At 73.5% G+C, this 23,390-nt stretch carries 25 protein-coding genes and 1 other RNA gene; 18 read left to right on the top strand and 8 right to left on the bottom strand.

Features of this window, described 5'->3' with window-relative positions; translation table 11 throughout:
* Nucleotides 1-253: 253 nt before the first annotated feature.
* Nucleotides 254-3,253, bottom strand: a complete 3,000-nt coding sequence (locus tag POD19_RS11710; RefSeq protein ID WP_049147206.1) for an FtsK/SpoIIIE domain-containing protein — start codon at nucleotides 3,251-3,253, stop codon at nucleotides 254-256.
* Between the two features lie 237 nt (nucleotides 3,254-3,490).
* Here POD19_RS11710 and POD19_RS11705 point away from each other — a divergent pair, with 237 nt between their 5' ends.
* The 16 genes from POD19_RS11705 to ssrA all read left to right on the top strand — a co-directional run bounded on the left by POD19_RS11705 (nucleotide 3,491) and on the right by ssrA (nucleotide 16,785).
* Nucleotides 3,491-4,717: a CpaF family protein gene (locus tag POD19_RS11705; RefSeq protein ID WP_010079081.1), complete on the top strand. Its 1,227-nt coding sequence runs from the start codon at nucleotides 3,491-3,493 to the stop codon at nucleotides 4,715-4,717.
* The gene (locus tag POD19_RS11700; RefSeq protein WP_010079080.1) at nucleotides 4,717-5,574 is read left to right on the top strand and encodes a type II secretion system F family protein; all 858 of its coding nucleotides are present in this window, start codon (nucleotides 4,717-4,719) and stop codon (nucleotides 5,572-5,574) included. The genes POD19_RS11705 and POD19_RS11700 overlap by 1 nt, the downstream gene beginning before the upstream one ends.
* The gene (locus POD19_RS11695) at nucleotides 5,571-6,512 is read left to right on the top strand and encodes a type II secretion system F family protein (RefSeq protein WP_041104286.1); all 942 of its coding nucleotides are present in this window, start codon (nucleotides 5,571-5,573) and stop codon (nucleotides 6,510-6,512) included. Before POD19_RS11700 ends, POD19_RS11695 begins: the two co-directional genes overlap by 4 nt.
* A gap of 87 nt (nucleotides 6,513-6,599) precedes the next feature.
* Nucleotides 6,600-6,806: a hypothetical protein gene (locus POD19_RS11690; protein ID WP_010079078.1), complete on the top strand. Its 207-nt coding sequence runs from the start codon at nucleotides 6,600-6,602 to the stop codon at nucleotides 6,804-6,806.
* A gap of 2 nt (nucleotides 6,807-6,808) precedes the next feature.
* Complete coding sequence (locus POD19_RS11685; protein WP_010079077.1) at nucleotides 6,809-7,237, top strand: TadE/TadG family type IV pilus assembly protein; 429 nt, start codon at nucleotides 6,809-6,811, stop codon at nucleotides 7,235-7,237.
* On the top strand, nucleotides 7,221-7,649 hold the full coding sequence (locus POD19_RS11680) for a hypothetical protein (RefSeq protein ID WP_069941460.1): 429 nt from the start codon (nucleotides 7,221-7,223) through the stop codon (nucleotides 7,647-7,649). The genes POD19_RS11685 and POD19_RS11680 overlap by 17 nt, the downstream gene beginning before the upstream one ends.
* Nucleotides 7,649-8,107, top strand: a complete 459-nt coding sequence (locus POD19_RS11675; RefSeq protein WP_069941461.1) for a pilus assembly protein TadG-related protein — start codon at nucleotides 7,649-7,651, stop codon at nucleotides 8,105-8,107. The genes POD19_RS11680 and POD19_RS11675 overlap by 1 nt, the downstream gene beginning before the upstream one ends.
* Nucleotides 8,104-8,844: an alpha/beta fold hydrolase gene (locus POD19_RS11670; RefSeq protein WP_069941462.1), complete on the top strand. Its 741-nt coding sequence runs from the start codon at nucleotides 8,104-8,106 to the stop codon at nucleotides 8,842-8,844. Before POD19_RS11675 ends, POD19_RS11670 begins: the two co-directional genes overlap by 4 nt.
* Nucleotides 8,845-9,003: 159 nt before the next feature.
* Nucleotides 9,004-10,158 (top strand): LysM peptidoglycan-binding domain-containing protein, encoded by a 1,155-nt coding sequence (locus tag POD19_RS11665; RefSeq protein ID WP_144818292.1) that lies wholly within the window; start codon nucleotides 9,004-9,006, stop codon nucleotides 10,156-10,158.
* Between the two features lie 167 nt (nucleotides 10,159-10,325).
* Nucleotides 10,326-11,447: a peptide chain release factor 2 gene (gene prfB, locus POD19_RS11660; RefSeq protein WP_061867909.1), complete on the top strand. Its 1,122-nt coding sequence runs from the start codon at nucleotides 10,326-10,328 to the stop codon at nucleotides 11,445-11,447.
* Nucleotides 11,448-11,664: 217 nt separating this feature from the next.
* Nucleotides 11,665-12,732 (top strand): 2,3-butanediol dehydrogenase, encoded by a 1,068-nt coding sequence (locus POD19_RS11655; RefSeq protein ID WP_069941469.1) that lies wholly within the window; start codon nucleotides 11,665-11,667, stop codon nucleotides 12,730-12,732.
* 189 nt (nucleotides 12,733-12,921) lie between these two features.
* Nucleotides 12,922-14,130, top strand: coding sequence for an acetyl-CoA C-acetyltransferase (locus POD19_RS11650; protein WP_036313976.1), 1,209 nt, complete (start codon nucleotides 12,922-12,924; stop codon nucleotides 14,128-14,130).
* Nucleotides 14,131-14,161: 31 nt separating this feature from the next.
* Nucleotides 14,162-14,971: a CoA transferase subunit A gene (locus POD19_RS11645; protein ID WP_144818295.1), complete on the top strand. Its 810-nt coding sequence runs from the start codon at nucleotides 14,162-14,164 to the stop codon at nucleotides 14,969-14,971.
* On the top strand, nucleotides 14,968-15,633 hold the full coding sequence (locus POD19_RS11640) for a CoA transferase subunit B (protein WP_063190316.1): 666 nt from the start codon (nucleotides 14,968-14,970) through the stop codon (nucleotides 15,631-15,633). The genes POD19_RS11645 and POD19_RS11640 overlap by 4 nt, the downstream gene beginning before the upstream one ends.
* Before the next feature lie 129 nt (nucleotides 15,634-15,762).
* Complete coding sequence (smpB, locus tag POD19_RS11635; RefSeq protein ID WP_044659238.1) at nucleotides 15,763-16,278, top strand: SsrA-binding protein SmpB; 516 nt, start codon at nucleotides 15,763-15,765, stop codon at nucleotides 16,276-16,278.
* A 135-nt stretch (nucleotides 16,279-16,413) separates the two neighbouring features.
* Nucleotides 16,414-16,785, top strand: a transfer-messenger RNA (tmRNA) gene (gene ssrA, locus POD19_RS11630).
* Nucleotides 16,786-16,864: 79 nt separating this feature from the next.
* On the opposite strand, the gene POD19_RS11625 is transcribed toward ssrA, so the two are convergent.
* From POD19_RS11625 to aroA, 5 genes are all read right to left on the bottom strand, one after another.
* Nucleotides 16,865-17,311, bottom strand: a complete 447-nt coding sequence (locus POD19_RS11625; RefSeq protein WP_136939825.1) for a CrcB family protein — start codon at nucleotides 17,309-17,311, stop codon at nucleotides 16,865-16,867.
* Nucleotides 17,308-17,793, bottom strand: coding sequence for a FluC/FEX family fluoride channel (locus POD19_RS11620; RefSeq protein WP_041104301.1), 486 nt, complete (start codon nucleotides 17,791-17,793; stop codon nucleotides 17,308-17,310). Before POD19_RS11620 ends, POD19_RS11625 begins: the two co-directional genes overlap by 4 nt.
* Nucleotides 17,794-17,869: 76 nt before the next feature.
* Nucleotides 17,870-18,709, bottom strand: coding sequence for a histidinol-phosphatase (gene hisN / locus POD19_RS11615; RefSeq protein WP_136939824.1), 840 nt, complete (start codon nucleotides 18,707-18,709; stop codon nucleotides 17,870-17,872).
* Nucleotides 18,710-18,738: 29 nt separating this feature from the next.
* Complete coding sequence (gene rsgA / locus POD19_RS11610; protein WP_044659234.1) at nucleotides 18,739-19,839, bottom strand: ribosome small subunit-dependent GTPase A; 1,101 nt, start codon at nucleotides 19,837-19,839, stop codon at nucleotides 18,739-18,741.
* A complete protein-coding gene (gene aroA, locus POD19_RS11605; protein ID WP_136939823.1) occupies nucleotides 19,839-21,269 on the bottom strand; it encodes a 3-phosphoshikimate 1-carboxyvinyltransferase in 1,431 nt (476 codons plus the stop codon). Before aroA ends, rsgA begins: the two co-directional genes overlap by 1 nt.
* A 201-nt stretch (nucleotides 21,270-21,470) precedes the next feature.
* On the opposite strand from aroA, the gene POD19_RS11600 reads away from it, so the two are divergent.
* Complete coding sequence (locus tag POD19_RS11600; RefSeq protein WP_036314006.1) at nucleotides 21,471-22,187, top strand: sigma-70 family RNA polymerase sigma factor; 717 nt, start codon at nucleotides 21,471-21,473, stop codon at nucleotides 22,185-22,187.
* Complete coding sequence (rsrA, locus tag POD19_RS11595) at nucleotides 22,184-22,462, top strand: mycothiol system anti-sigma-R factor (protein ID WP_036313960.1); 279 nt, start codon at nucleotides 22,184-22,186, stop codon at nucleotides 22,460-22,462. The genes POD19_RS11600 and rsrA overlap by 4 nt, the downstream gene beginning before the upstream one ends.
* Before the next feature lie 136 nt (nucleotides 22,463-22,598).
* Here the strand turns inward: rsrA and POD19_RS13060 are convergent, their stop codons facing one another.
* Nucleotides 22,599-22,673, bottom strand: a complete 75-nt coding sequence (locus POD19_RS13060; protein ID WP_095346645.1) for a 50S ribosomal protein bL37 — start codon at nucleotides 22,671-22,673, stop codon at nucleotides 22,599-22,601.
* Nucleotides 22,674-22,717: 44 nt separating this feature from the next.
* Complete coding sequence (locus tag POD19_RS11590; RefSeq protein ID WP_136939822.1) at nucleotides 22,718-23,323, bottom strand: GDSL-type esterase/lipase family protein; 606 nt, start codon at nucleotides 23,321-23,323, stop codon at nucleotides 22,718-22,720.
* Nucleotides 23,324-23,390: the final 67 nt, after the last annotated feature.

Raw genomic sequence — 23,390 nt, 5'->3', positions numbered from 1 at the left:
GGGCTACTCGAGGCAGGACCGGACAGCAGCCTCCTCGCTTCATCCGTCTTGCGACCTTCGGGACGTCTTCGCCGGACGATGCGGCGTCCCCTTTGGACGGACGGCGACGAAGGGGCGCCCTGTCCGACTGCTCCTGGCGACCTCGACCACGGCATCCACGTTCGACGGAGGACGGGAGAACGTCTCGCCGGGTGGACGTCGGAGCTGAGTCCACCGTTCCGCTGCGGTCACACGGGAATCGCCGTCAGTGCGGTCACGCCGGGGCGGGAGACGCGAGCTGGCAGGGCATGCCGGGTTCGGGGACGGCGGGACTGATGTGCACGGCCCGCCCCGGCAGGGGCTCGACCTCGGTCAGCCGTGGCCAGATGAGCCGGTGCTCGGCGTTCGTCCCGGCCGGCACGAAGAAGCGGTGGGGCAGGTGCAGCAGCAGCCGGCCCGTCGCCAGCTCTCGGCCGCCGAACACCGCCAACCGCAGGCCGGCGGCGGTCGGACGGCCGAGCCAGTCGTGCACGTCCTCCTCGACCGTGCGGTAGGTGTCCCCGACGCGCAGGCCGGACCACGCGTTCCAGCCCGTGATCACCGCCGTGCCGCCGGCGGCCGCGAGCTCGCGCAGGCGGGCCAGGGCGGCCTCCCCGGCCCCCTCGACGTCCGGGGTCAGCACCGGCGTCCCGGACCGCGCGGCCGCCGCGGCCTCCCCGGTGCCGTCCAGCACGGCCACCGGCCGGCCGCTGCGCAGCGCCACTTCGACGACGGCGGCCAGCGTCTCCGCGCGACCGCCCGCGGCCTCGACGATCCATGCGGTGCGTCCCTCCGCGCCGGTCGGCCACCGCCAGGGACGGTGCCGGCCGTGGGCCGCGTCGTCGAGCAGGGCCAGGGCCGTGGCCTCCGCCCGGCGAGCGCGGTCCGGCACCCAGCGCTCCGGCAGGGCGGGGGTGACCACGGGCGGGGGTGTCGGCCAGTCACCCGCCGCGTACTTCTCCACCAGGACCGAGACGACGGCCTCCCAGGGGGCGACGGCCGGGGCGGCCGCGGCCTCGCCCAGCCGTCGCCACACGGGCGTGCCGCCGTCGACCGTCCACTGGGACGCGCGGAACGGGACCGTCGGGCGCCCCGCCGTCGAGAGGATCGCGGAGCCGGGGCGACGCGGGTCGAGCCGGGCCGCGGCGGCCGTGCCCACGAGATCCCACGACTCCTGCTCCGTCGCGGTGCGCAGGGCGATCGTGCTGCCCAGGTTCGAGCGCAGGTCCGAGCCCACCGCACCCGTGGCCCGCTGCGTGGCCAGGATGAGGTGGAAGCCCAGGGAACGGCCCGTGGCGGCCAGACGCTGCAGGACGGCGGCCGCGTCCGGGTGGTCGTCCACGAGCACGCGCAGTTCGTCGATCGCCACGACGAGCCGAGGCAGCGCCGCGTCCGGATGGCGGCGACGGAAACCGGGATAGTCGCTGACCCCGGCCTCTGCGAAGAGGGCCTCGCGGCGATGCAGCTCCGCCCGGATGGCGCTCAGCGCCCGCAACGAGGCCGTTCCCACGTGGTTGGTCTCCAGGCTCATCGTGTGGGGGAGCGCGCCCAGCGGACCGAACGACGCGCCGCCCTTGAAGTCCAGCAGCAGGAACGCGACCTCGGCCGGCGGGTGGTGCGCCGCAGCCCCCAGCAGGAGGGACAGCAGGAGATCCGACTTCCCGGACCCCGTGGTGCCCGCGATGAGCAGGTGCGGCCCGTCGGCGGCCAGGTCCATCTCGACGACGCCCGTCTCGTCGCCGCTACGGGCGAGGGTCACGGTGAGCCCGTCGACGGCATCGCGGGCGCCCACCTGCCCCGGTGGTGTGAGCGTGCCGTCGCCGTCGTCGGTGGGCAGCAGGCCGAGGTCCACGACGTCGTCGGCCAGCTCGGTCAGCCAGGCGACCAGGGTGCCGTCGGCGAGGCCGTCGGCGGTCACGTCCTCGAAGCGCTGTTGTTCGGCCGGGACCACGACGGTGCGCCCGCGCAGGTCGACGACGGCGTCCCCCGGCGCAGGCGACGGCCCGGTGAAGTCGTACCGCGTCCAGGGCAGATCCGCCCGGGCCGTGGGCGTCGTCCCCGCGTCGCCGCCGATGGCGGCCCGCCACGCTCGCCACGCCGGATCCAGTGCCGCGTCCTCAGGAGCCGACACCAGCAGCCGCGGGCCGGACCCGCCCGACCACCAGGTGCGGCGGACTCCACCGGCCTCCACCACGAACGCGCCGTCGGCGGCCACCGCGTGCCGCAGGAGCTGGAACACCGCCCACCGGCAGGCCCCGGCCACATCGCGCGGCGGCCCGAGCACGACGACGCGCGACTCCGGCGGTGACGTCGTCATCACGGTGCGCCGCGACGTGACGGCCTCCACCCATGCCTCGTCCGGGTCGTCCCGCGACAGGGACAGCGCCCCGACGCCGGAACCCCACGAGACCGCCACGGCCTCGTCGGCCCCCGACGTCAGCCCGAAGCGGTCCGTCGCGCCGGAGCGGACGGCGCGGGCCACCGCACCGGGGCTCAGTGCCGCCTGAGCCCGCCGGCGCACGACCGCGTCCGCGCGGGCGGCGAGCAGCCGCGCATGCCGCAGCCGGGTACGGCGCTGCATCGCCAGCATGACCAGCGCCACCGTCACGGACAGCACACCGAACAGCAGGAACACCGGGTTGCCCATCATCAGGACCAGGGCGACCCCGAGCACCAGCGGGCCCAGGGCCGCCACCAGCGGGATCACGACGGACTGCCGGGCCGGTGGGGATCCGAGGTCGACGGCGGGCGGCTCCGGCGTGACCGGCCGCGGCAGGGCGGCCCCGGGCCCGCGGACCAGGCCCAGGGCGGTCCGGCCCACAGGGAGCGGGCTGCGGCCGTCCCACAGGCGTCCGGTGTCCCGAGGACCGTCGTGGACGTGCAGCCCGGTGGGCGCGAGCCGCAGACGCATCGGCCGCGACGGGGCAGAGGGGTCGTCCAGCAGCAGCCGCGCCCCACCGCGTCCCGTGCTCAACCCGCCCTCCCCCAGAGGGACGAGGCGGCCGGCGTCGGGTCCGTGCTCGGTGACCACCGCGAGCTCCGGCCCCCGGGCCGGTGCACTCCCGACCCGTTCCGCGTACGTCACGCTGCGCGGCCCGGCAGCGCACCGGTGCAGCGACCGGGCGGGAAAACGTTCCCGCACCGCCCGGTCCTGCTCGTCCGCGTCGGCGGGGAAGTGCTCCACCCGCCATGTCTCGGGAGCGGCCCCGCCCAGGATCCGCACGCTCCAGGCCATCCCCGCCCCTCCCTCCTGAGACCGGCGACCGGCCCGTCCGGCCGCCTGGGGACGACCCTGCCACGGCCTGATGGCGGTTCGGGCGGCCTGTGGACAACTCCCCGTCGAACGGGACCGCCGCCACGTTGTCCACAGTCATGGTGTCCTGGACCACACGCATCGACGGAACGGGGTATCTTCCTGATCGAGACATGTGCGGCGCTGGGGATGGCGCCGAATCGGGCACAGGAGGGACACATGGATGCGGTGCGCATTCTCGAGGACGAGATCCGGGAGATCGTCCGGCGGCAGGGCATCGACCCGCAGCGTGAGCACGCCCGGGTCCTGACGCTCATCCAGGACGCGGCCGCGGACTACGAGTCCCGCGCGATGGTCAGCTCGCTGCCGGACCTGGAGGATCCCGTGGCGGCGCGGCAGGACCTGTTCGACCGCATCGCGGGCCTCGGGCCGCTCCAGCGGCTCATGGACGATCCCTCCGTGGAGGAGATCTGGCTGAACGCGCCGGACGCCGTCTACTGCGCGCGGTCCGGCCGCTCCGAGCTGACGGGCATCGTCCTGACCGAGGAGGAGGTGCAGGACCTCGTCGAAGTCATGTTGAAGTCCTCGGGCCGGCGGCTGGACCTGTCGATGCCGTTCGTCGACGCGGCCCTGCCAGACGGTTCGCGCCTGCACGTGGCCATCCCCGACATCACGCGGCGGCACTGGGCCGTGAACATCCGGAAGTTCATCGCCCGGGCGCGCCGGCTGGACGACCTCGTCCGGGGCGGTTCCCTCACTCCGACGGCGGCCCGCTTCCTGGACGCGGCCGTGGACGCGGGCATGAACATCCTCGTCAGCGGGGCCACCCAGGCGGGCAAGACCACCCTGCTCAACTGCCTGGCTTCGGCCATCGGCCCGCGGGAGCGGGTGATCACCGTGGAGGAGATCTTCGAGCTGCAGATCCCGGTGCGCGACGTCGTCGGGCTGCAGTGCCGCCAGCCGAACCTGGAGGGCCACGGCGAGATCCCGCTGCGTCGCCTCGTCAAGGAGGCGCTGCGGATGCGCCCGGACCGCCTGATCGTCGGCGAGGTGCGCGAGGCCGAGGCGCTGGACATGCTCGTCGCTCTGAACTCCGGCCTGGCCGGCATGTGCACGATCCACGCGAACTCGGCCGCGGACGCGCTCACGAAGCTCTGCACGCTGCCGCTGCTGGCCGGGGAGAACATCTCCCGGGACTTCGTCGTCCCGACGGTCGCCACGTGCATCGACGTCGTCGTGCACTGCGAGCGCGACCGTCAGGGCCGCCGGCGGGTGCGGGAGATCCTCACCGTCGGCTCACGGGTGGAGGGCGGGGTCATCGAGACGTCGGCGCTCTTCCAGCGTGACGCCGAGGGCGACCTGCGCCTCAACGAGGGTGCGAACCTGGAGTTCGAGGCGCTCGCCCGTCGCGGCGTGGACGTCCACGAGCTGGTGGGGCTGCGCTGATGGCCGCGCTGCTGGGGCTCGCGCTCGGCTGCGGCCTGTTCCTGCTGTGGTGGTCCCTCTGGTCCCCTCCCACGGAGAAACCCGGGGCCGCCCGCCCCGACTCGCGCCTGCGTGTGCTGATCGCCCAGTCCGGCATCCAGCGTCTCAGCCCGGCCGGCGTCGTGTCCGCCATGGCCGTCGGCGGTCTCGTGGTCGGGCTGCTCGTCCTGTCGCTGACCAGTACGTGGACCATCGCCGCGTGCTTCGCCGTCTTCGGCGCGGCCGTGCCCTGGCTGCTGTTGTCCTGGCAGGCCCGCCGGCGGTCCACGGCACTGCGCGAGCTGTGGCCGGACGCGATCGACCACGCCCGGTCGGCCATCCGCGCGGGCCTGACTCTCCCGGAGGCGCTCATCCAGCTCGGGGAGACCGGGCCGGAGGGGCTGCGCGAGCCGTTCCAGCAGTTCGCCCGGGACTACCGGGCCGGAGCCCGCTTCGTGGACGCACTGGACCGGCTCAAGGCCCGGATGGCCGACCCCGTCGCGGACCGCCTGGTGGTCTCGCTGCGCCTGACCCGCGAGGTCGGCGGCGCCGACATCGGCCGTCTGCTGCAGACCCTCTCCGAGTTCCTCCGGCAGGACGCCCGCATCCGCGCCGAGCTCGAGGCCCGGCAGTCGTGGACCGTGAACGCGGCCCGGTTGGCGGTGTGCGCCCCGTGGCTCGTGCTCCTGCTGCTGGGGACCCAGCCCGCCGCGGTCGCGGCCTACCGGTCCGCCGCCGGCGGGGCCGTGCTCCTCGCCGGCATGGTGGCCTCCGTCGTCTGCTACCGCGTCATGCTCCGCATCGGCGCGCTGCCCCGGGAGAAGCGGGTGTTCGCATGACGTCCGCGCTGATCTGGGCCGCGCTCCTGGGCCTCACCCTCGGGGCGGGACTGCTCCTCATCCTGGTCACCCAGCCGGTGGGCTGGCGCCCCAGCCTCGAGCAACGGGTCGAACCGCAGCTGCGCCACCACATCCCGGCCTCCCGCCTCCTCGAGGAGGAACGTGCGGGCGCCTCACCCTGGGGAGCGTGGGGACGCATCCTCGATCCCGTGGTGCAGGCCGGAGTCGGCTGGGTCCAGCGCATCTCCCCGGGCGGGGTGGCGCTCGACCGCAAGCTGGCCGCCGCGGGGCTCGCGGTCACGTCGACGGACTTCCGTGCCCAGCAGGTCCTGAGCGGAGCCGCGGGGGCCGCCGTGGCGGCCGTCCTCGCGCTCAGCCTCACCGTCACGGGCCGCGTGCCGGTGATCACGGGGGTCGCCCTCGTGATCGCCGGCGGCATGGCCGGGTTCCTGCTCCGGGAGCAGCTGCTCTCCCTGCGGGTGCGACGGCGGCGCGAGGCCATCCTCTCCGAGTTCCCGTCCGTGGCCGAGCTGTTCGCGCTCTCGGTGGGCGCGGGGGAGAGCGCCGCCGGAGCGCTCGAACGCATCGCGGGGACGGCGCGCGGGGAGCTGGCCGGCGAGTTCCGCACCACGCTCGCCGACATGCGTGCCGGGGCGTCGCTGTCCGCGGCGCTCAAGGCCATGGGACGGCGCGTGCAGCTGGCCCCCGTCGAACGGTTCATCGGGGGCGTGCTCATCGCGCTCGACCGCGGCACGCCCCTCGCCGACGTCCTGCGCGCGCAGGCCCAGGACGTGCGTGAGATGGGTCGCCGCGAGCTCATGGAGGCCGCCGGCCGGAAGGAGATACAGATGATGGTGCCCCTCGTGTTCGGCATCCTCCCGCTCACGGTGATCTTCGCCGTCTTCCCCGGCATCTCCCTGATGCGCCTGGGGTTCTGAAGACCCACAACTGAATAGTCCATCCATCCACCCACGATCACCATCCACTCCGGCCGCACGGGCGGCCGGCCACCCGAGGAGGGGACCATGCTCCACCACCACGCCATCACCGTCCTGGCCGCCCTGCGCGCACTCATCCACGACGACGTCCGCGACGAGCGCGGCGACGTCCCCGGCTGGGTGATGATCACCCTCATGTCCGCCGTGCTCGTGGCCGGCCTGCTGGCCCTCGCCCTGCCGGCGCTCCAGGGACTGTTCAACCAGGCCATCTCCCAGGTGTCCCAGGGCGGCTGAGCATGCCCCGGGGTGCTGTCCACGCCGTGCCGGTGCCCCGTGGCGTCCACATGGGCGTCCGCTGGCGGGACGACCGGGGCGCCGCGGTGGCCGAGTCCACCATGGTGATGACCCTGGTCGTCCTGCTCTTCGCGGCGCTGCTCCAGGCCGGCGTCGTGATCCACACGCGCAACGTGATGATCGACGCCGCCTCCGCCGGCGCCCGGTACGGGGCGCTCGCGGACCGGAGCCCCGAGGACGGCGTCCAGCGGGCTCGGGAGCTGCTCTCGGCCGGCGTGCCCGGCCAGTCCGGGGCCGACGTCGCCGCGGAGCTCACCAGCCAGGACGGGGTCCCGGTCCTGCGCGTCACGGTCTCGAGCTCGCTGCCCGGCCTGGGGTTCCTGCCGGGCCCGATCCCCGTGGAGGTGAGCGGTCATGCGTTCCGTCAATGACGTCCGCGACGAGCGGGGAGCGGCCACGGTCGAATTCCTGGGCCTCACCCTCGTCCTGCTGATCCCCGTGGTGTACCTGATGATCTACGTCTCCCAGGTCCAGGCCGCGGCGTTCGCCTCGGTCGCCGCCGCGGACCAGGCCGTCAAGGCCGTGGTCGCCGAGGCCGATCACCCCAGCGCAGGCGCCGCCCACGCCACCGTCAAGCTCACGCTCGCCGACTACGGCGTGGGCGCCGGCCAGTACGACCTGACCGTCGGCTGCGACCAGGGTGGCTGTGGCACGCTCGAACCGGGCGAGGTCGTCGCCGTGCGGGTGGACGTGGCGGTGACCGTCCCCCTCACGCCGGCAGCGTGGTCGCTGACCCCCGTGACGGTGGGTTCCGACGCCCGGCAGACGGTGCCGAGGTTCTGATGCGCCGCCGCCTCACCGCTCGCCTGGGTCACGACGACGGGCAGACCACCGTCCTCACCGTCGGCCTGTGCGCCGTGCTCGTGGCCCTCATGCTGGTCATGCTCGCGGTCACCACCGTGCAGTTGCAGCACCGCCGCCTTCAGTCGCTCGCGGACTCGGCCGCCATCGCCGGGGCAGAGGAGCTCGGCTTCCGGCTGGGGGAGGACCCGGGCGTCGTGCTCTCCGACGACGACGTCGCCGCCTCCGCCAGCGCACACCTCGCGGCCGTCGGTGCTCAGGAGGCCGTGCCCGGGCTCGGCGGGATGACCGCCCGCGTGGCCGACGACGGCACCACCGTCGTCGTCACCCTCGACGCCCGGGCCGATCTGTTCGCCATGACCGGCCCGTTCGCGGGGACACTGCCCCTGTCGGTCCCCCTCGAGGCGACGGGCAGCAGTCGCACTAGCCTGGCCCGGTGATCCGCTTCCTCCACGGCATCGGCGGCCGACCCGCCCACTTCGAGCCCCTTGCCGACGCCCTCGGCGCCGCAGCCGACCTCGCCGCCTCGCCCGCCCTGCCCGGCCACCCGGGCACGGACGCCGGCGGTCAGGACCGCCCCCGGGCCGCACGGCCGGCGACCGATGCGGACCCCGTCCTCGACGCCGCCCGCACCTGGGCGGCGCAGGCCGGCCCCGCGCCGGGGCTGCTGATCGGCCACAGCACGGGCGGGGTCATCGCGCTGCGCGCCGTCGCCGACGGGCTGGTGCGACCCCGCGCCCTCGTGGTCATCGACTCGAACGTCCCGGTGACGGACACCGCCCTGGCCGCCCGGGCGGCCAAGGCCCGCCTCGCCGCCCGCTCGGACTGGCGGAGCGTGCTCCGCGCCTCGCTCGCACGCGACCTCCTCGCCCCGGAGCCGTGGCGCGAGCGGATCCTGACCGACCTGGACGCCACGCCGGACCATCCGATGCGCGAGCTCTGGGCCGCCGTCCTCGCCGCGGACACCCGTGCCCTCTGGGCCGGCATCACCGTCCCGACGCTGTACGTGCGCAGCACCCGGGACGTCCACCAGCGGGACCTGGACGCGGTCACCGAGCACACCACCGTCGTCGACGTCGGCCCGGGCCACTGGCCGCACGTCGCGGAGCCCGAGGCCGTCGCCTCGGTGATCCGCCGCTGGCACACGACCGTGGCCACCCAGGCTTCCCACCGCTGACCGCGCGCCCGCCGCCGACCGATCATGTGTGCCCCTCCGAAGCGGGCAACGCGTCGAGACGTCCCGCGCGCCGTACAATGAGCTGACCGCATCCGGTGTGACGCACGTCTCGAGTGGTCAGTCCTGCGGAAGTCCGTCCTCCCCGTCTGAAAGCCCCGCATGAACCGCTCCACCCTCGGCACGCGCCTCGGCGCCTCCGTCCTCGTCGTCGCCGCCCTGGTCTCCGCGGCACCGGCCGCCCCGGCGGTCACCTCCACCTCCGGGACGACGACCACCACCGCGACCACCGGGCTCGCGCCGGGCACCTACCTGGCCCAGTCTGGGGACACGTGGGCGTACATCGCCCCACGCGTGGGCGTCGAACTCGCGGACCTGCTCCGTGCCAACGGCGCCACGACCAGCACCGCGATCCGCGCCGGCCAGCCCCTCGTCCTTCCGGCCGTTTCGAAGCACCTGCCGGCCACCTCGCGCACCGGGACCCCCTACTCCGGGCCGATGGCCCCCTCCTCGGCCGGTCGCCGGGTGACCGTGGTCGGCGACTCCATCGCCCTCGGCGCGGCGTCCCTGATGAACCTCGAGATGCCGGGGCTGACCATCGACGCCCGCGAGGGACGCACCTTCGCCCAGGGCCTGACACGCCTGGCCGAGCTCAAGCAGGCCGGCCGCCTCGGTGACGTCGTCGTGCTCGGCCTCGGCGTGAACGACGGCGGTGCCACGGCCACCCAGGTCCGCCGGGCGATGGACCTCGTCGGCACCGGACGCACACTCGTGCTGGTCACGGCCTCCGGCCCGGTCGCCTGGGAGACGTCCACCAACACGGCGATGCGCAACCTCGCCGCCACCTACCCCAGCCGCGTGGTGGTGGCGGACTGGAAGCGAGCCTCGGCCTACGTGACGGACTTCCGCGAGGACCGCATCCACCCCCGCGGGCAGGGTGCGAGCGTCTACGCGCGTCTGGTCCGCCTCGCCGTGGACACCGCGCCGGTGCTGCGGTCCACGACACCCCGGACCGTCACGGTCCAGGCCGGCGACACCCTGAGCCTCATCGCCACCCGCTACGGGGTCACCGGCGGCTGGCAGGCGCTGGCCACCCTCAACAAGATCTCCGACCCGTACGTGATCCGCATCGGTCAGACCCTGCTGCTGCCCGCCACCTCCACCACGACGACGCCGGCCACCTACACCGTGCTCCCCGGCCAGGGCTGGTACGCGGTGTCCCGCGCCACGGGCATCCCGGTCGCCCAGCTGCTCAGCCTGAACGGCGCCACGTTGAGCACCGAGATCCACCCGGGCCAGCGGCTGCGCCTCCGCTGACCGGACGGGGCCGGTGGGCCGGTGGCCCTCCGGCGACCCCGCTGCCCGAACCACACCTGCTCCCCACCGCACCGCTGCTCCTGGACGTCGCGCGGGTCTCGGCCCGGGAGGATTCGTCGTCACCGGCCGCGACCGGCGTCCACCCCACGCGGTAGGCTGGCCGAATCATGGCTGACACTGACTTCTCCGCGGAGATCGACTCCCTGCGCCACACCCTGGCCTCCATCGAGCAGGTCTCGGACCTCGACCGCATCAAGGCGGACATCGCCGAACTGGAGCAGCAGGCCTCCGCACCGGACCTCTGGGACGACCCGGAGGAGGCCCAGAAGGTCACCTCCAAGCTCTCCCACCGTCAGACGGACCTCAAGCGCATCACCTCCCTGGAGGGCCGCATCGAGGATCTGGAGACCATGGTCGAGCTCGCCGCGGAGGAGGACGAGCCCTCCCTCCTGGACGACGCCAACCAGGAGCTGACCTCCATCCGCAAGGCCCTGGAGGAGCTCGAGGTCGTCACGCTGCTCAGCGGCGAGTACGACCAGCGCGACGCCGTCGTGACCATCCGCGCGGGCGCCGGCGGCGTGGACGCGGCCGACTTCGCCGAGACCCTCATGCGCATGTACCTGCGCTGGGCCGAGCAGCGTGGCTGGTCCACCAAGGTCATGGACACCTCCTACGCGGAGGAGGCCGGCCTGAAGTCCGTCACCTTCGAGGTCAACGCGCCCTTCGCGTTCGGCACCCTCTCCGTGGAGGCCGGCACGCACCGCCTCGTGCGCATCAGCCCCTTCGACAACCAGGGCCGCCGCCAGACGTCCTTCGCGGCGGTCGAGGTGGTGCCGCTGATCGAGTCGGACGACTCCATCGAGATCCCCGAGTCCGAGATCAAGGTGGACGTGTTCCGCTCCTCGGGCCCCGGCGGCCAGTCCGTGAACACCACGGACTCCGCCGTCCGCATGACGCACCTGCCCACCGGCATCGTCGTGTCCATGCAGAACGAGAAGTCGCAGATCCAGAACCGTGCCGCCGCCCTGCGCGTGCTCCAGTCCCGCCTGCTGCTGCTGCGCAAGGCCGAGGAGGACGCGAAGAAGAAGGAGATGGCCGGCGACGTCAAGGCGTCCTGGGGCGACCAGATGCGCTCCTACGTGTTGAACCCGTACCAGATGGTCAAGGACCTGCGCACGGGCCACGAGGAGGGCAACCCCTCCTCCGTGTTCGACGGCCACATCGACGATTTCGTGGACGCCGGGATCCGCTGGCGCGCCGAGCAGGTCAAGGCCGCCCAGGAGGACTGAGCCCCGCGGCGCGGCCCCGCCGCCCGGGCCACCACGACGCCGGCCCGCACCTCCGCAGCGAGGCGCGGGCCGGCGTCGTCGTTCAGGCTCCGCAGGGGCCTCGGGCCTGGCCTGGGAGACCGGCCCGGTGGAATGCTCGAAGCGCCGGGGCGGGCGCCCCCGCGCGCCGGCCCGGCACCCGATTCCATCCCCACTCAGGAGGTCGACCAGCATGACCATGCGCGCCGCCCGTTGGCACGGCAAGAAGGACATCCGCATCGAGGAGATCGACTCGCCCACGGCCGGTCCAGGGCAGGTCCTCGTGGACGTCGCGTGGTGCGGCATCTGCGGCACGGACCTGCACGAGTACCTCGAGGGTCCGATCTTCATCCCGCCGGCCGGGCACCCGCACCCGATCTCCGGCGACGCCGCCCCCGTCACGCTCGGCCACGAGATGTCCGGCACCGTCGCCGCCCTGGGCGAGGGCGTCACGGACCTCGAGGTCGGCCAGAAGGTCGTCGTGGAGCCGTACATCGTGCGCGAAGAGGACCAGGACCGACCGGACTACAACCTCGCGCCGGACATGAACTTCATCGGCCTGGGCGGCAACGGCGGCGGCCTGGCCGAGCAGATCGCGGTGCAGCGCCGCTGGGTCCACCCGGTGGCCGACTCCGTGCCTCTCGACCAGGCCGCGCTCATCGAGCCGCTCTCGGTGGCCCACCACGCGTGGGTGCGGGCCGGCTCCCCGACGTCGGGCGTGGCCGTGATCGGCGGCGCCGGCCCCATCGGCGCGCTCACCGCGGCCGTGCTCAAGGGCAAGGGCCTGACGGTGTACGTCTCCGAGCTCTCCGAGCTGCGCCGGCAGAAGGTGCTCGAGGCCGGCGTGGTGGACGAGGCGTTCGACCCCCGCGAGGTGGACGTGCCCGCGAAGATCCGCGAGCTGCACGACGGCCAGGGCGCGGACGTGGGCTTCGAGTGCACCTCGGTGGACGTGGTGCTGGACATGCTGCTGGACGCGGTCCGTCCCGGCGGGGAGATCGTCAACGAGTCCATCTGGGGCCACGAGCCCGCCGTGGCCCTGCACAAGCTGGTGATGAAGGAGATCGACCTGCGCGGCACCATCGCGTACGCGAACGACCACGCGGACACCATCCGCATGGTCGAGGACGGCGCCGTGGACCTCGCGCCGTTCATCACCGGCAAGATCGGCCTCGACGACCTGGTCGACCAGGGCTTCGAGACCCTCATCCACCACAACGAGACGGCCGTGAAGATCCTCGTCTCGCCGACCGGCCAGGGTCTCTGAGGCTCCGGCCCGACCCCCGGACGTCCCGACGACGGCCCGCGCCCGCAGCCGGCGGGTGCGGGCCGTCGGGTCCCTGCACCGCGGCGCGCCGTCATGGATGCGTCGTCGCCTGGCGCGCCTGTGACCGGGGTCATAGACTGCATTTGAGTGAATCGTGATGAACCGAGTTGAACGTCCCAGGAGGACCGCATGACCGCCGAGCTGCCCCAGCCTCAGCCCACCGATGCCGTGATCGTGGGCGGTGCCCGCACGCCCTTCACCCGGCTGCTCTCGCAGCAGGCCGACCTGCGCGCCGTGGACCTGGGCGCCCACGCGATCACGCACGCGCTCGAGCGCGCCGGCGTGGCCCCCGAGGACGTGGACATGGTCTACATGGGCCAGGTCGTGCAGGCCGGCGCGGGCCAGAACCCGGCCCGCCAGTCCGCGCTCGCCGCGGGCATCCCGTGGAACGTCCCGGCCATGACGATCAACAAGGTGTGCCTGTCCGGCCTCACCGCCGTGATCGACGCCGCCCGTCTCATCCGCCTCGGCGAGGCGGACGTGGTGGTGGCCGGCGGTCAGGAGTCCATGACCAACGCCCCGCACCTGCTGCCCGGCGCGCGCAAGGGCTTCAAGTACGGCCCGGCCACCATGCTCGACGCCGTCGCGTGGGACGGCCTCACCGACTCCCTGAGCCACGAGGCCATGGGCGAGCTGACCGAGTCCGGCAACGGCGAGCGGAACATCGCCCGCGCCGAGCAGGACGAGGTCGCCGCGGCCTCGCACCAGCGGGCCGCCCGGGCCCAGTCCGAGGGCGTCTTCGAGGGCGAGATCGCCCCGGTGGAGGTCCCGCAGCGCAAGGGCGACCCGCTGGTCGTCTCCCAGGACGAAGGGGTCCGCCCGGACACGACCGCCGAGTCGCTGGGCGCTCTGCGCCCGGCGTTCGCGAAGGACGGCACGATCACGGCCGGCAACTCCTCGCCCCTGTCCGACGGCGCCGCCGCCCTCGTGGTGACCTCCCGTGCCTTCGCCGAGGAGAAGGGCCTGACGATCCTCGCCACGGTGGGCGCACCCGGCCAGACCGCCGGCCCGGACAGCTCGCAGCTGCACTCGCAGCCCTCCGACGCGATCAACGCCGCCATGCGGAAGCAGGGCTGGGACGTGGCCGACCTCGACTTCATCGAGATCAACGAGGCGTTCGGCGCGGTGGCCGTCCAGTCCCTGCGCGACCTCGACTACCCGCACGAGAAGACCAACATCCACGGCGGCGCCATCGCCCTGGGCCACCCGATCGGCGCGTCCGGCGCCCGGCTGGCCCTGCACGCCGCCCTCGAGCTCGACCGGCGCGACGGCGGCCGCGCGGCCGTCTCGCTCTGCGGCGGCGGCGGCCAGGGCGAGGCCCTGATCCTCTTCCGCTGACGGACCGCCCCTGAGAGAAAGGACCCCGGACATGGCTCTCGACAAGACCGTGGCCACGCCCGCCGAGGCGGTGGCGGATGTGCCGGACGGCGCGTCCCTGGCCGTCGGCGGCTTCGGACTCTCCGGCAACCCCGTGCAGCTCATCGAGGCCCTGCTCGAGCAGGGCGCCACGGACCTGTCCGTCGTCTCCAACAACTGCGGCGTGGACGGCTGGGGCCTGGGCCTCCTGCTCGGCGCGCGCCGGCTGCGGAAGATGACCTCCTCCTATGTGGGGGAGAACAAGGAGTTCGCCCGCCAGTACCTCGAGGGCGAGCTCGAGGTGGAGCTCGTCCCGCAGGGCACCCTCGCGGAGAAGCTCCGTGCCGGCGGCGCCGGCATCCCGGCGTTCTACACCCGCTCCGGCGTCGGCACCCAGGTGGCCGAAGGCGGCCTGCCCATGCGCTACGACGCGGACGGCACCGTGGTGAAGTCCTCGCAGGCCAAGCCCACGGACACGTTCGTGCTCGGCGAGGGCTACCTCAGCCAGACCCCGGACGAGCCCGAGACCTATGTGCTCGAACGCTCCATCGTCACCGACTTCTCCCTCGTGCACGCCTGGAAGGGCGACCGCCACGGCAACCTCGTGTTCCGCAAGGCCACCCGCCAGTTCGGCCCGCCCGCGGCCATGGCCGGCCGGGTGTGCATCGCCCAGGTGGAGGAGCTCGTCGAGCCCGGCGAGATCGACCCGGATGACGTGCACCTGCCCGGTGTCTTCGTGCACCGGATCGTGGAGGTCGGCACGGACATCGAGAAGCGGATCGAGAAGCGCACCGTGCGCGCATCGGGGGAGGAGCAGGCATGAGCGAGCAGACCACTGAGCGTCCCCAGGGCCTGAGTCGTGACCAGATGGCGGCCCGCGCCGCCCAGGAGCTGCCGGACGGCGCCTACGTCAACCTCGGCATCGGCATGCCCACGCTGATCCCCAACCACATCCCCGCCGGGCGGTCCGTGGTGCTGCAGTCCGAGAACGGCATCCTCGGCACGGGCCCGTACCCCACGGAGGACGCCGTGGACCCGGACCTGATCAACGCGGGCAAGGAGACCGTCACCGTGAACCCGGGGGCGTCCTTCTTCGACTCCGCGCTGAGCTTCGGCATGATCCGCGGCGGCAAGATCGACGTCGCCGTCCTGGGCGGCATGGAGGTCTCCGCCGCGGGCGACCTGGCCAACTGGATGGTGCCCGGCAAGATGGTCAAGGGCATGGGCGGTGCGATGGACCTCGTCCACGGCGCCGGCCGCGTGATCGTCATGATGGACCACGTGTCCAAGGACGGGACCCCCAAGATCGTCGACCAGTGCACCCTGCCCCTGACCGGCCGCGCCGTCGTCGACCGCATCATCACGGACCTGGCCGTGATCGACGTCGTCGGCACCCCGGAACAGCCCCGCCTGGCGCTCGTGGAGACCGCGCCCGGCATCACCGAGGAGCAGGTCCGCGCGCTCACCGGCGCGCCGCTGGACTGAGCCGACGACGCCGCCCCGCGGCCCCGGCGCACCGCCTCGGCGGGCATCGGGCCGGCACGGGATAGACTGGACGGCCGCGCCCTGATCGGGGCGCGGCCGTCGCCGTGGACGCTGGAAGGACGTGAGGCCATGGGCAAGAACAGCAAGGGCAAGGCCGCCAAGCAGCCGGCCCCCGGCGAGCGCCAGGTGATCGCCAACAACAAGAAGGCGCGCCACGACTACACCATCCTCGACACGTACGAGGCCGGCATGGTGCTCACCGGCACCGAGGTGAAGTCGCTGCGCGAGGGCAAGGCCTCGCTCGTGGACGGCTTCGCGGTCTTCTACCGGGACGAGCTGTGGCTCGAGCAGGTCTACATCCCGGAGTACCTCAACGGCTCGTGGACCAACCACGCCGCCCGCCGCCGCCGCAAGCTGCTGCTGCACCGCGCCGAGCTGACGAAGATCTCCCGCCAGATCCAGGATCCGGGCCTGACCATCGTGCCGCTGTCCCTGTACTTCCTGAACGGGCGCGTGAAGGTGGAGATCGGCGTCGCGCGCGGCAACCGCGAATACGACAAGCGGCACAAGCTGCGCGAGCAGCAGGACAACCGCGAGGCCCAGCGGGCCATGCGGATGCGCAACCGGCGCGCCGGCGTGGCCTGAGCGCGGTGGACCCCTTGGGAATGCCTCGGGGGCGTGCTACGTTGTATCTCTCGCAGGGCCGGTTTCAGGACCGGCGGGCCTCGCGCCCTCCGCCTGCAGTGGTGATTGACAACCTCATAGAGGAGTCGCCCCCATGGGGCCGATCGGTTTCGACGGTGTGTGTCGCGTCGGGAGAAGCGGGCCGAGGATGCAGAGTCATCTCGTCAAACGCTCTCTGCAAACCAATAAGTGCCGAATCCAAGCGCACTGACTTCGCTCTCGCTGCCTGATCAGTGATCGAGTCCGTCACCCCGAGGTCGCTGTCGCCTCGGATCGTGGCGTCAGCTAGATAGCCACTGGGCGTCACCCTCGCCGGGGGTCGTGACGCCGACATCAATCCGGCTGGGTCCGGGTTGGCCGCCCGTCTGCGGGACGGCCAGGACCGAGCAACACCCACAGCAGACTGCGCCCGGAGAAGACCTGGCAACACCTCATCGGACGCGGGTTCAATTCCCGCCGGCTCCACTCACCACCACGGGAAGGCCCCGGAATCACCCCGATTCCGGGGCCTTCGTCGTGTCCATGCCGGTGTGCGGCGGCCCGCCCCTCAGCCGGCCAGGACGGCGTGCAGGCCCAGGCCGGCGCCCCAGCCGACGACGACGGCCACCAGCCCCAGCCCCAGATGCGCGGTCCACAGGCGGGCGGCTGTGCCCCATCGACGGGCGAGCGCGGCGTCAGCCGCCTCAGCGGCCACGGTGGACCACGTCCCCAGGGCGAGGCAGAACCCGGACACCACGGCGGACACCGCCGCGACGAGCACGAGCCCCTGCCCGTCGCCCCCGCCCCCGGAGGTGTGCACCAGCTCCGGCACGGCCAGGCCGACGGTGACGCCGAGGAGCAGGGCCGCCGTCGTGTTGGCGGTGAGCAGACCCCGGGGCCCGAGCCGGTCGGTCAGGCGCCGGCGCACCAGGGCGCCGAGCGCCCCGCCCGCCGCGAGGCAGGCCAGGAGGGCCACCTGGAGGAGAGCGAAGACCTCGTATCCCGCGCCGCTCATGCGTCCTCCGCCGAACGATCCGTCCCGACCGCGCGCGACCCCGGGGCGCCACCGGCGCGCAGGCCGAGCACGGCCGCCGCCGTCGAGAGTGCAGCCATCAGCGCGAGCACCAGCAGCACCGCTACCGCCGCGGCGAGGACGCCACCCGCCCCGGACGCCGCGGCGCCCAGCCGCACCGGCCACAGCACCAGGGCGACGGCGCTGGAGATGGTGGTGAACGCACCGAGGAAGCCGGTTCCCAGCCCCGCCACCAGGCGTGGACGCCAGTCCGGCCCGCGGCGTCGCGAGGCCGCCCACAGCAGGCCGAGCAGGAACGAGCCGAGCACGTTCACCACGAACAGCGGCAGGGCCTGGACCAGCACGTCGACCGCCCCGAACGCGGCGCCGAACGTGCCGCGGAAGTTGGGCGCCCCGGCCAGCGCGGTCACCGCGTTCATCACCCCCGCACCGCACAGCACGCCCGCGGCACCGCCGAGGGCCACCGCACCCGCAGTGCCGGGCCGGCGATCTGTCCCGCGCCCGCCCCTCCGGTCGGCCGTCGTCTCCCCCGCACTGCTATCAGGCGCCGCCCTCGGTCTCGTCACCCGCGCGGAGGCGGGCGAGGACGTCGTCGTGGAGCAGGCCGTTCGTGGCCAGCGCGTGCCCGCCGAACGGGCCGTCCTCGCCGTCCAGCGAGGTGAAGCGGCCGCCGGCCTCGCGCACGATCGGCACCAGAGCGGCCATGTCATGCAGCTCGAGCTCGGGCTCGGCCGCGATGTCCACGGCGCCCTCGGCGACGAGCATGTAGGACCAGAAGTCGCCGAAGCCGCGCACGCGCCACACGTCCGAGGTGAGCTGCAGGAACGCGCGGATCGAGCCGCGTTCGCGCCAGCCCTCGATCGAGGAGAAGGACAGCGACGCGTCCTCGACCCGGTCCACGCCGGACACGGTGATCCGCTGAGCACGCGTGAGCGAGGTGCCCGCGAAGGCGCCCTGGCCGGCCGCGGCCCACCAGCGACGGTGCAGGGCGGGGGCGGAGACGACGCCGACGACGGGCTCGCCGTCGATCAGCAGCGCGATGAGGGTGGCCCACACGGGCACGCCGCGCACGAAGTTCTTGGTGCCGTCGATGGGGTCGACCACCCACTGCCGGCCGGAGCGGCTCAGAGATCCGCCGAACTCCTCACCCACGATGCCGTCGCGCGCCCGGGCACGGGACAGGGTCGAGCGGATGGACTCCTCGGCGGCGCGGTCCGCATCCGTGACAGGGGTGAGATCCGGCTTGGTGCTGACCTCGAGGTCCTGGGCCCTGAACCGGGACATCGTGATCGAGTCCACGTTGTCCGCCAGCATGTGGGCCAGCCGCAGGTCCTCCGTGAGGTCGCGGCCGCGGGTCGCAGGGTTCTCAGGTCGCTCCATGCCGCCCACGCTATACCGCGCGGGCCGCCTCAGTCCTCGGACGACGCCGCGTCCTCCGCCCCCGAGGGGGCCAGCCGGTTGCCGAGCAGACGCCGCAGCGAGGCCAGGCGTGCCGCTCCCGAGGGGCCGGCGTGGCCCGCGGCCACCCATGCGTCCAGGCCGCAGCCGGGGGAGTCGGCGGTGTGGGTGCAGCCGCGCGGGCAGTCCGCCAGCCCGCCGGCGAGGTCGTCGAACGCCTCCACCACGCGGTCCGGCTCGACCCAGCCCAGCCCGAAGGACCGGATGCCGGGGGTGTCCACCACCCAGGTGTCCGGCAGGGGGGCGCCGTCGTCGCCCGTCAGCGGCAGTGCGAGCGCGGACGAGGAGGTGTGCCGGCCCCGGCCGGTGACGGCGTTGACGTGGCCGGTGGCCCGTTCCGCGCCGGTGAGCGCGTTCAGCAGCGTGGACTTGCCGACGCCGGAGGGCCCCACGAACGCGCTCGTGTGCCCGATCAGCCGCTCGGCCACCCGGGCCACGAGCGAGGCGTCCAGGGCGGTGTCCCCGGTCTCGGCCTCGAAGGTCGCCGCACCGGAGGTCATCACCTCCAGGTCCAGGGCCTCGTAGTGCGCCACCAGCGCGGCCGGATCACGCAGGTCGGTCTTCGTGATGAGCAGCACCGGGTGGATGCCGGCGTCGTAGCAGGCGACCAGGGCGCGGTCGATGAAGCCGGTCCGGGGCTCCGGATTGGCCGCGGCCACCATGATCACCAGCAGGTCGGCGTTGGCCACCACCACCCGCTCGACCTCGTCCGAGTCGTCCGCCGACCGGCGCAGGACCGTGCTGCGCTCCTCGACACGGACGATGCGTGCGAGCGTGCCCTCGTCCCCGGAGAGGTCCCCGACGACGGCCACCCGGTCGCCCGTGGCGATCGGCGTGCGGCGCAGCTCGCGGGCGCGCATCGCCGTGATCCGCTCGTCCAGGCGATCCGGCAGCACCACGGCGTACCGGCCGCGGTCCACCGTGGTGACCATGCCGACCTGCGCATCCTCGTGCTTGGGCCGCTCCTTGGTGCGCGGGCGGGTGCCGCGTTTGGACGGGCGCACCCGGACATCGGACTCGTCCCACGCGGAGGGATCGAGGCGCCGGGCCATCAGCGGGCCTCCTCGGCCGCATCGCCGGGTGCCACGAGCGCGGTCCACAGTGCGGGGAAGTCCGGCATCGTCTTCGCGGTGGTCGCCACGTCCACGATGCCGGTCCCCGGCACGCGCAGGCCGACGACGGCGGCGAAGGTCGCCATCCGGTGGTCGTGGTAGGTCTCGAGGGCGGCGGGCGACAGCGGCCCCGACGCGTCCGTCCCCGGGAAGCCGAGCGACGTCTCGTCCTCGTCCACGGTGATCCCCAGGCGGGCGGCCTCGGCGGTGAGCGCGGCGAGCCGGTCCGTCTCATGGCCCCGCAGATGGCCGATCCCCGTCAGGCGGGTGGGCCCGGAGGCCAGCAGGGCGAGCGCGGCCGCGGTGGGGGCGAGCTCGGCCGTGTCCGCGATCTCACCGGCGCCGGTGATGCGGGGCGCGCCGTCGTCGTGGACCGCCCCCGTCACCGTGAGCCGGCCGCGGGAGCGGTCCGTGCGGTCGACCGTGAGGGCCACGCTCGCCCCGAACTGCGGCAGGATCCGCCGCCAGCGGTCGCCGATCTGCGTCGTGCGGGTGGGCCAGTCCGGCACCGTCACGGAGCCGCCCGTGGCCACGGCGGCGGCCAGGAAGGGGCCTGCGTTGGACAGGTCCGGCTCGACGGTCGCCTCGTGTGCCGGGATGCGCCCCGGGGCCACGGTCCACGCCCCGGGACCCGTCTCGGCGACGTCCACCTCGAGCGCGCGCAGCACCCCGACGGTCATCGCGACGTGCTCCGGACTCGGCACGGTCTGCCCGGTGTGCCGCAGCCGGAGGCCGCGCGGCATCCCCGCGGCCGCCAGCAGCGCGGCGGACAGGAACTGGGAGGAGCCGGAGGCGTCGACCGCGACCTCCGGCACGTCGCCGTCGGGGGCCACCGTGGCCGCGTCCGCGCGGGTCGTCATCGTGAAGGGCAGGCGACCGGGCTCGCCCTCCTCGTTGACGGCCACCCCGAGCTGGCGCAGCGCGTCCAGGACCGGGGCCATCGGGCGCAGGCGCGCGCCGGCGTCGCCGTCGAAGCGGACCCGGCCGGGCCGCAGCGCGGCGACGAACGGGACGAAGCGCATGACCGTCCCCGCCAGTCCGCAGTCCACGGTGACATCCCCGGCCAGCGGCTCGCCGACCGGCATCGGATGCACGCGCAGTCCACCGTCGGACAGGGGCTCGAACCGGGCCCCGAGCGCGGTGAGCGCCGTGCGCATCAGCGCCGTGTCCCGCGACTCGAGGACGCCGTGCAGGATGCACGGGCCGTCGGCGAGGGCGGCGAGCACGAGGTGCCGGTTCGTCAGCGACTTCGATCCCGGCAGCCGCACGTCTCCGCGCACCGGGCCGCGCGCCATGGGCGCGGGCCAGGTCTCGGCGGCGTCGGGACGGGGGGCGGGGGAGTGCGTGGCGGCACGCGTGGGGCGGGTCACCGGACCAGCCTATCCGGCGTCTGTCGGCCGGGGTCGGCCTGTCTCGGGGGAATACCTGGAACGCTGCTGGCGCTCCACTTGGACGACCCCGTACCCGTGTCGGCGGACCGGTCCCGCTTGCCGAGGGCCGCAGCCGGAGAGGAGCCCCGCATGAGCGCCGCCCTGCTGACGCATGCCTCCCGGACCGTAGACTGGCCCGCGATGAGCACTGACAACAGCCGGCCGGAATTCGCCCGGCCCGAGGACGCCCCCGAGCACGACCGCGCCGACATCGACGTCGCCGCCGAGTCCGAACAGCAGCGCCGTGCCCGGTTCGAGCGCGACGCCCTCGAGTTCGTGGACCAGTTGTACTCCGCTGCGCTGCGTATGACGCGCAACCCGCAGGACGCCGAGGACCTGGTCCAGGAGGCGTACACGAAGGCCTACTCTTCGTTCCACCAGTACCGGCCCGGCACCAATCTCAAGGCCTGGCTTTACCGGATCCTCACGAACACGTACATCAACCTCTACCGCAAGCGGCAGCGCCAGCCCCTCGAGGCGGACAACCCTGAGGTGGAGGACTGGCAGATGGCCCGGGCCGCCGAGCACACCTCCGGTGGCCTGCGCTCAGCCGAGACGGAGGCCCTCGACCGGCTCCCCGACTCCCAGGTGAAGGACGCCCTGCAGGCGATCCCGGAGGAGTTCCGGCTCGCCGTCTACTTCGCGGACGTGGAGGGCTTCGCATACAAGGAGATCGCCGAGATCCTCGACGTGCCGATCGGCACCGTCATGTCGCGGCTGCACCGGGGCCGCAAGCAGCTGCGCGAGCGCCTCGCGGACTACGCGGCGGCGCGCGGCATCAAGGCCCAGCCGAAGAAGAAGACCGGGCGCGGCGGAACGAAGCAGACCGAGACGAGCACGAAGGAGGCCACGCGATGACTGTGGACCAGCACGGCCATGAGTGCCGCGACGCCCAGGACGCCTCCCTGGAGCGGCTGTACCAGTACCTGGACGGCGCCCTGACGCCCGAGGACATCGAGCAGGTGCGCGCCCACGTGGCGGACTGTCCGGACTGCCGACACCAGAAGGAGCTCGAGGAGCTCATCCGCTCGGCGGTGCGTCGGTGCTGCCAGGAGAAGGCGCCCGCGCAGCTGCGGGCCACCATCATGACCCGCATCACCCAGACCCCGATGACGACCGTCACCTGGGGCTGACACCGCGACATGCGGACCCGTGGGCACCCGATCGGGCGCCCCGACGATGACGAAGGGCCGTCCCCTGAGGGGACGGCCCTTCGTGGTCTGCGGTCGCCGGGTGGCACCCGGCCGGTCCGCGACGCCGATCAGCGGATCAGGCGTTGGGACGCTTGCCGTGGTTGGCGCCGTTCCTGCGGCGGTCGCGACGCTTGCGTGCACGCTTGCTCATGACGTCTCCCTTCAACGAGTCGGTCGGTGGTCCATTCTGTCACATCAGGCCGTGGGCTCGGGCAGACCGAGCCACTGGTACCAGCCCCGGTGCAGCACGAGCCACGCGATGAGCCCGTGGCCCGCCTGGCCCGGCCGGCCCTGGCCGGAGGCGAGGTCCGAGCGCCACTGCTCGTGGCTCACCAGCGGGGTGAACGTGTCCACGTACACGTGGTTGCGCCGATCGGCCACATCCAGGTAGGCCGCGTTGAGCTCAGCGAGCCGGGCGTTGCGCTGCTCGTCCAGGGTGGGCGTGGGGCCCACCACGAGCACCGGGATGTTCCGCTGCGAGGCGGTGTCCAGGACGTTGGCCAGGTTCAGCCGCGAACGGGCGGTGGAGGTGGCCTCCAGGTCCAGGTCCGCGTCGGACAGGGCCACGACGAGGCGGTTCTCCGTCTCCTCGGAGAAGCGCCGTGAGGCCTCGCCCCACCAGCGCTCGTTGAGGTCCTCGGTGGTCTCGTGCGGCACGGCCAGCACGTAGTTCTCCAGCTCCACGTCGGGGGCCTGGGTGCGGGCGAGCACGCGGCCCCACCAGCCGATGGCGCGGGCGTCGCCCGCACCGGCCAGCAGCTGGTCGCCGACGGCGGCGATCCGGATCCGGCGGTTGTGCACAGTGTGTCCTTTCGTCGGCCGTTCCGGCGCCGCCGCCGCACCGGAGGGTGCGGCGGCGGCGCAGGGT

This window comes from Micrococcus sp. GPGPB33, from assembly GCF_037853785.1.
In the GTDB taxonomy this organism is placed as follows: domain Bacteria; phylum Actinomycetota; class Actinomycetes; order Actinomycetales; family Micrococcaceae; genus Micrococcus; species Micrococcus luteus.
Note: the sequence above shows the minus strand (reverse complement) of the source record. Positions and strands in the feature narration are given on the sequence as shown.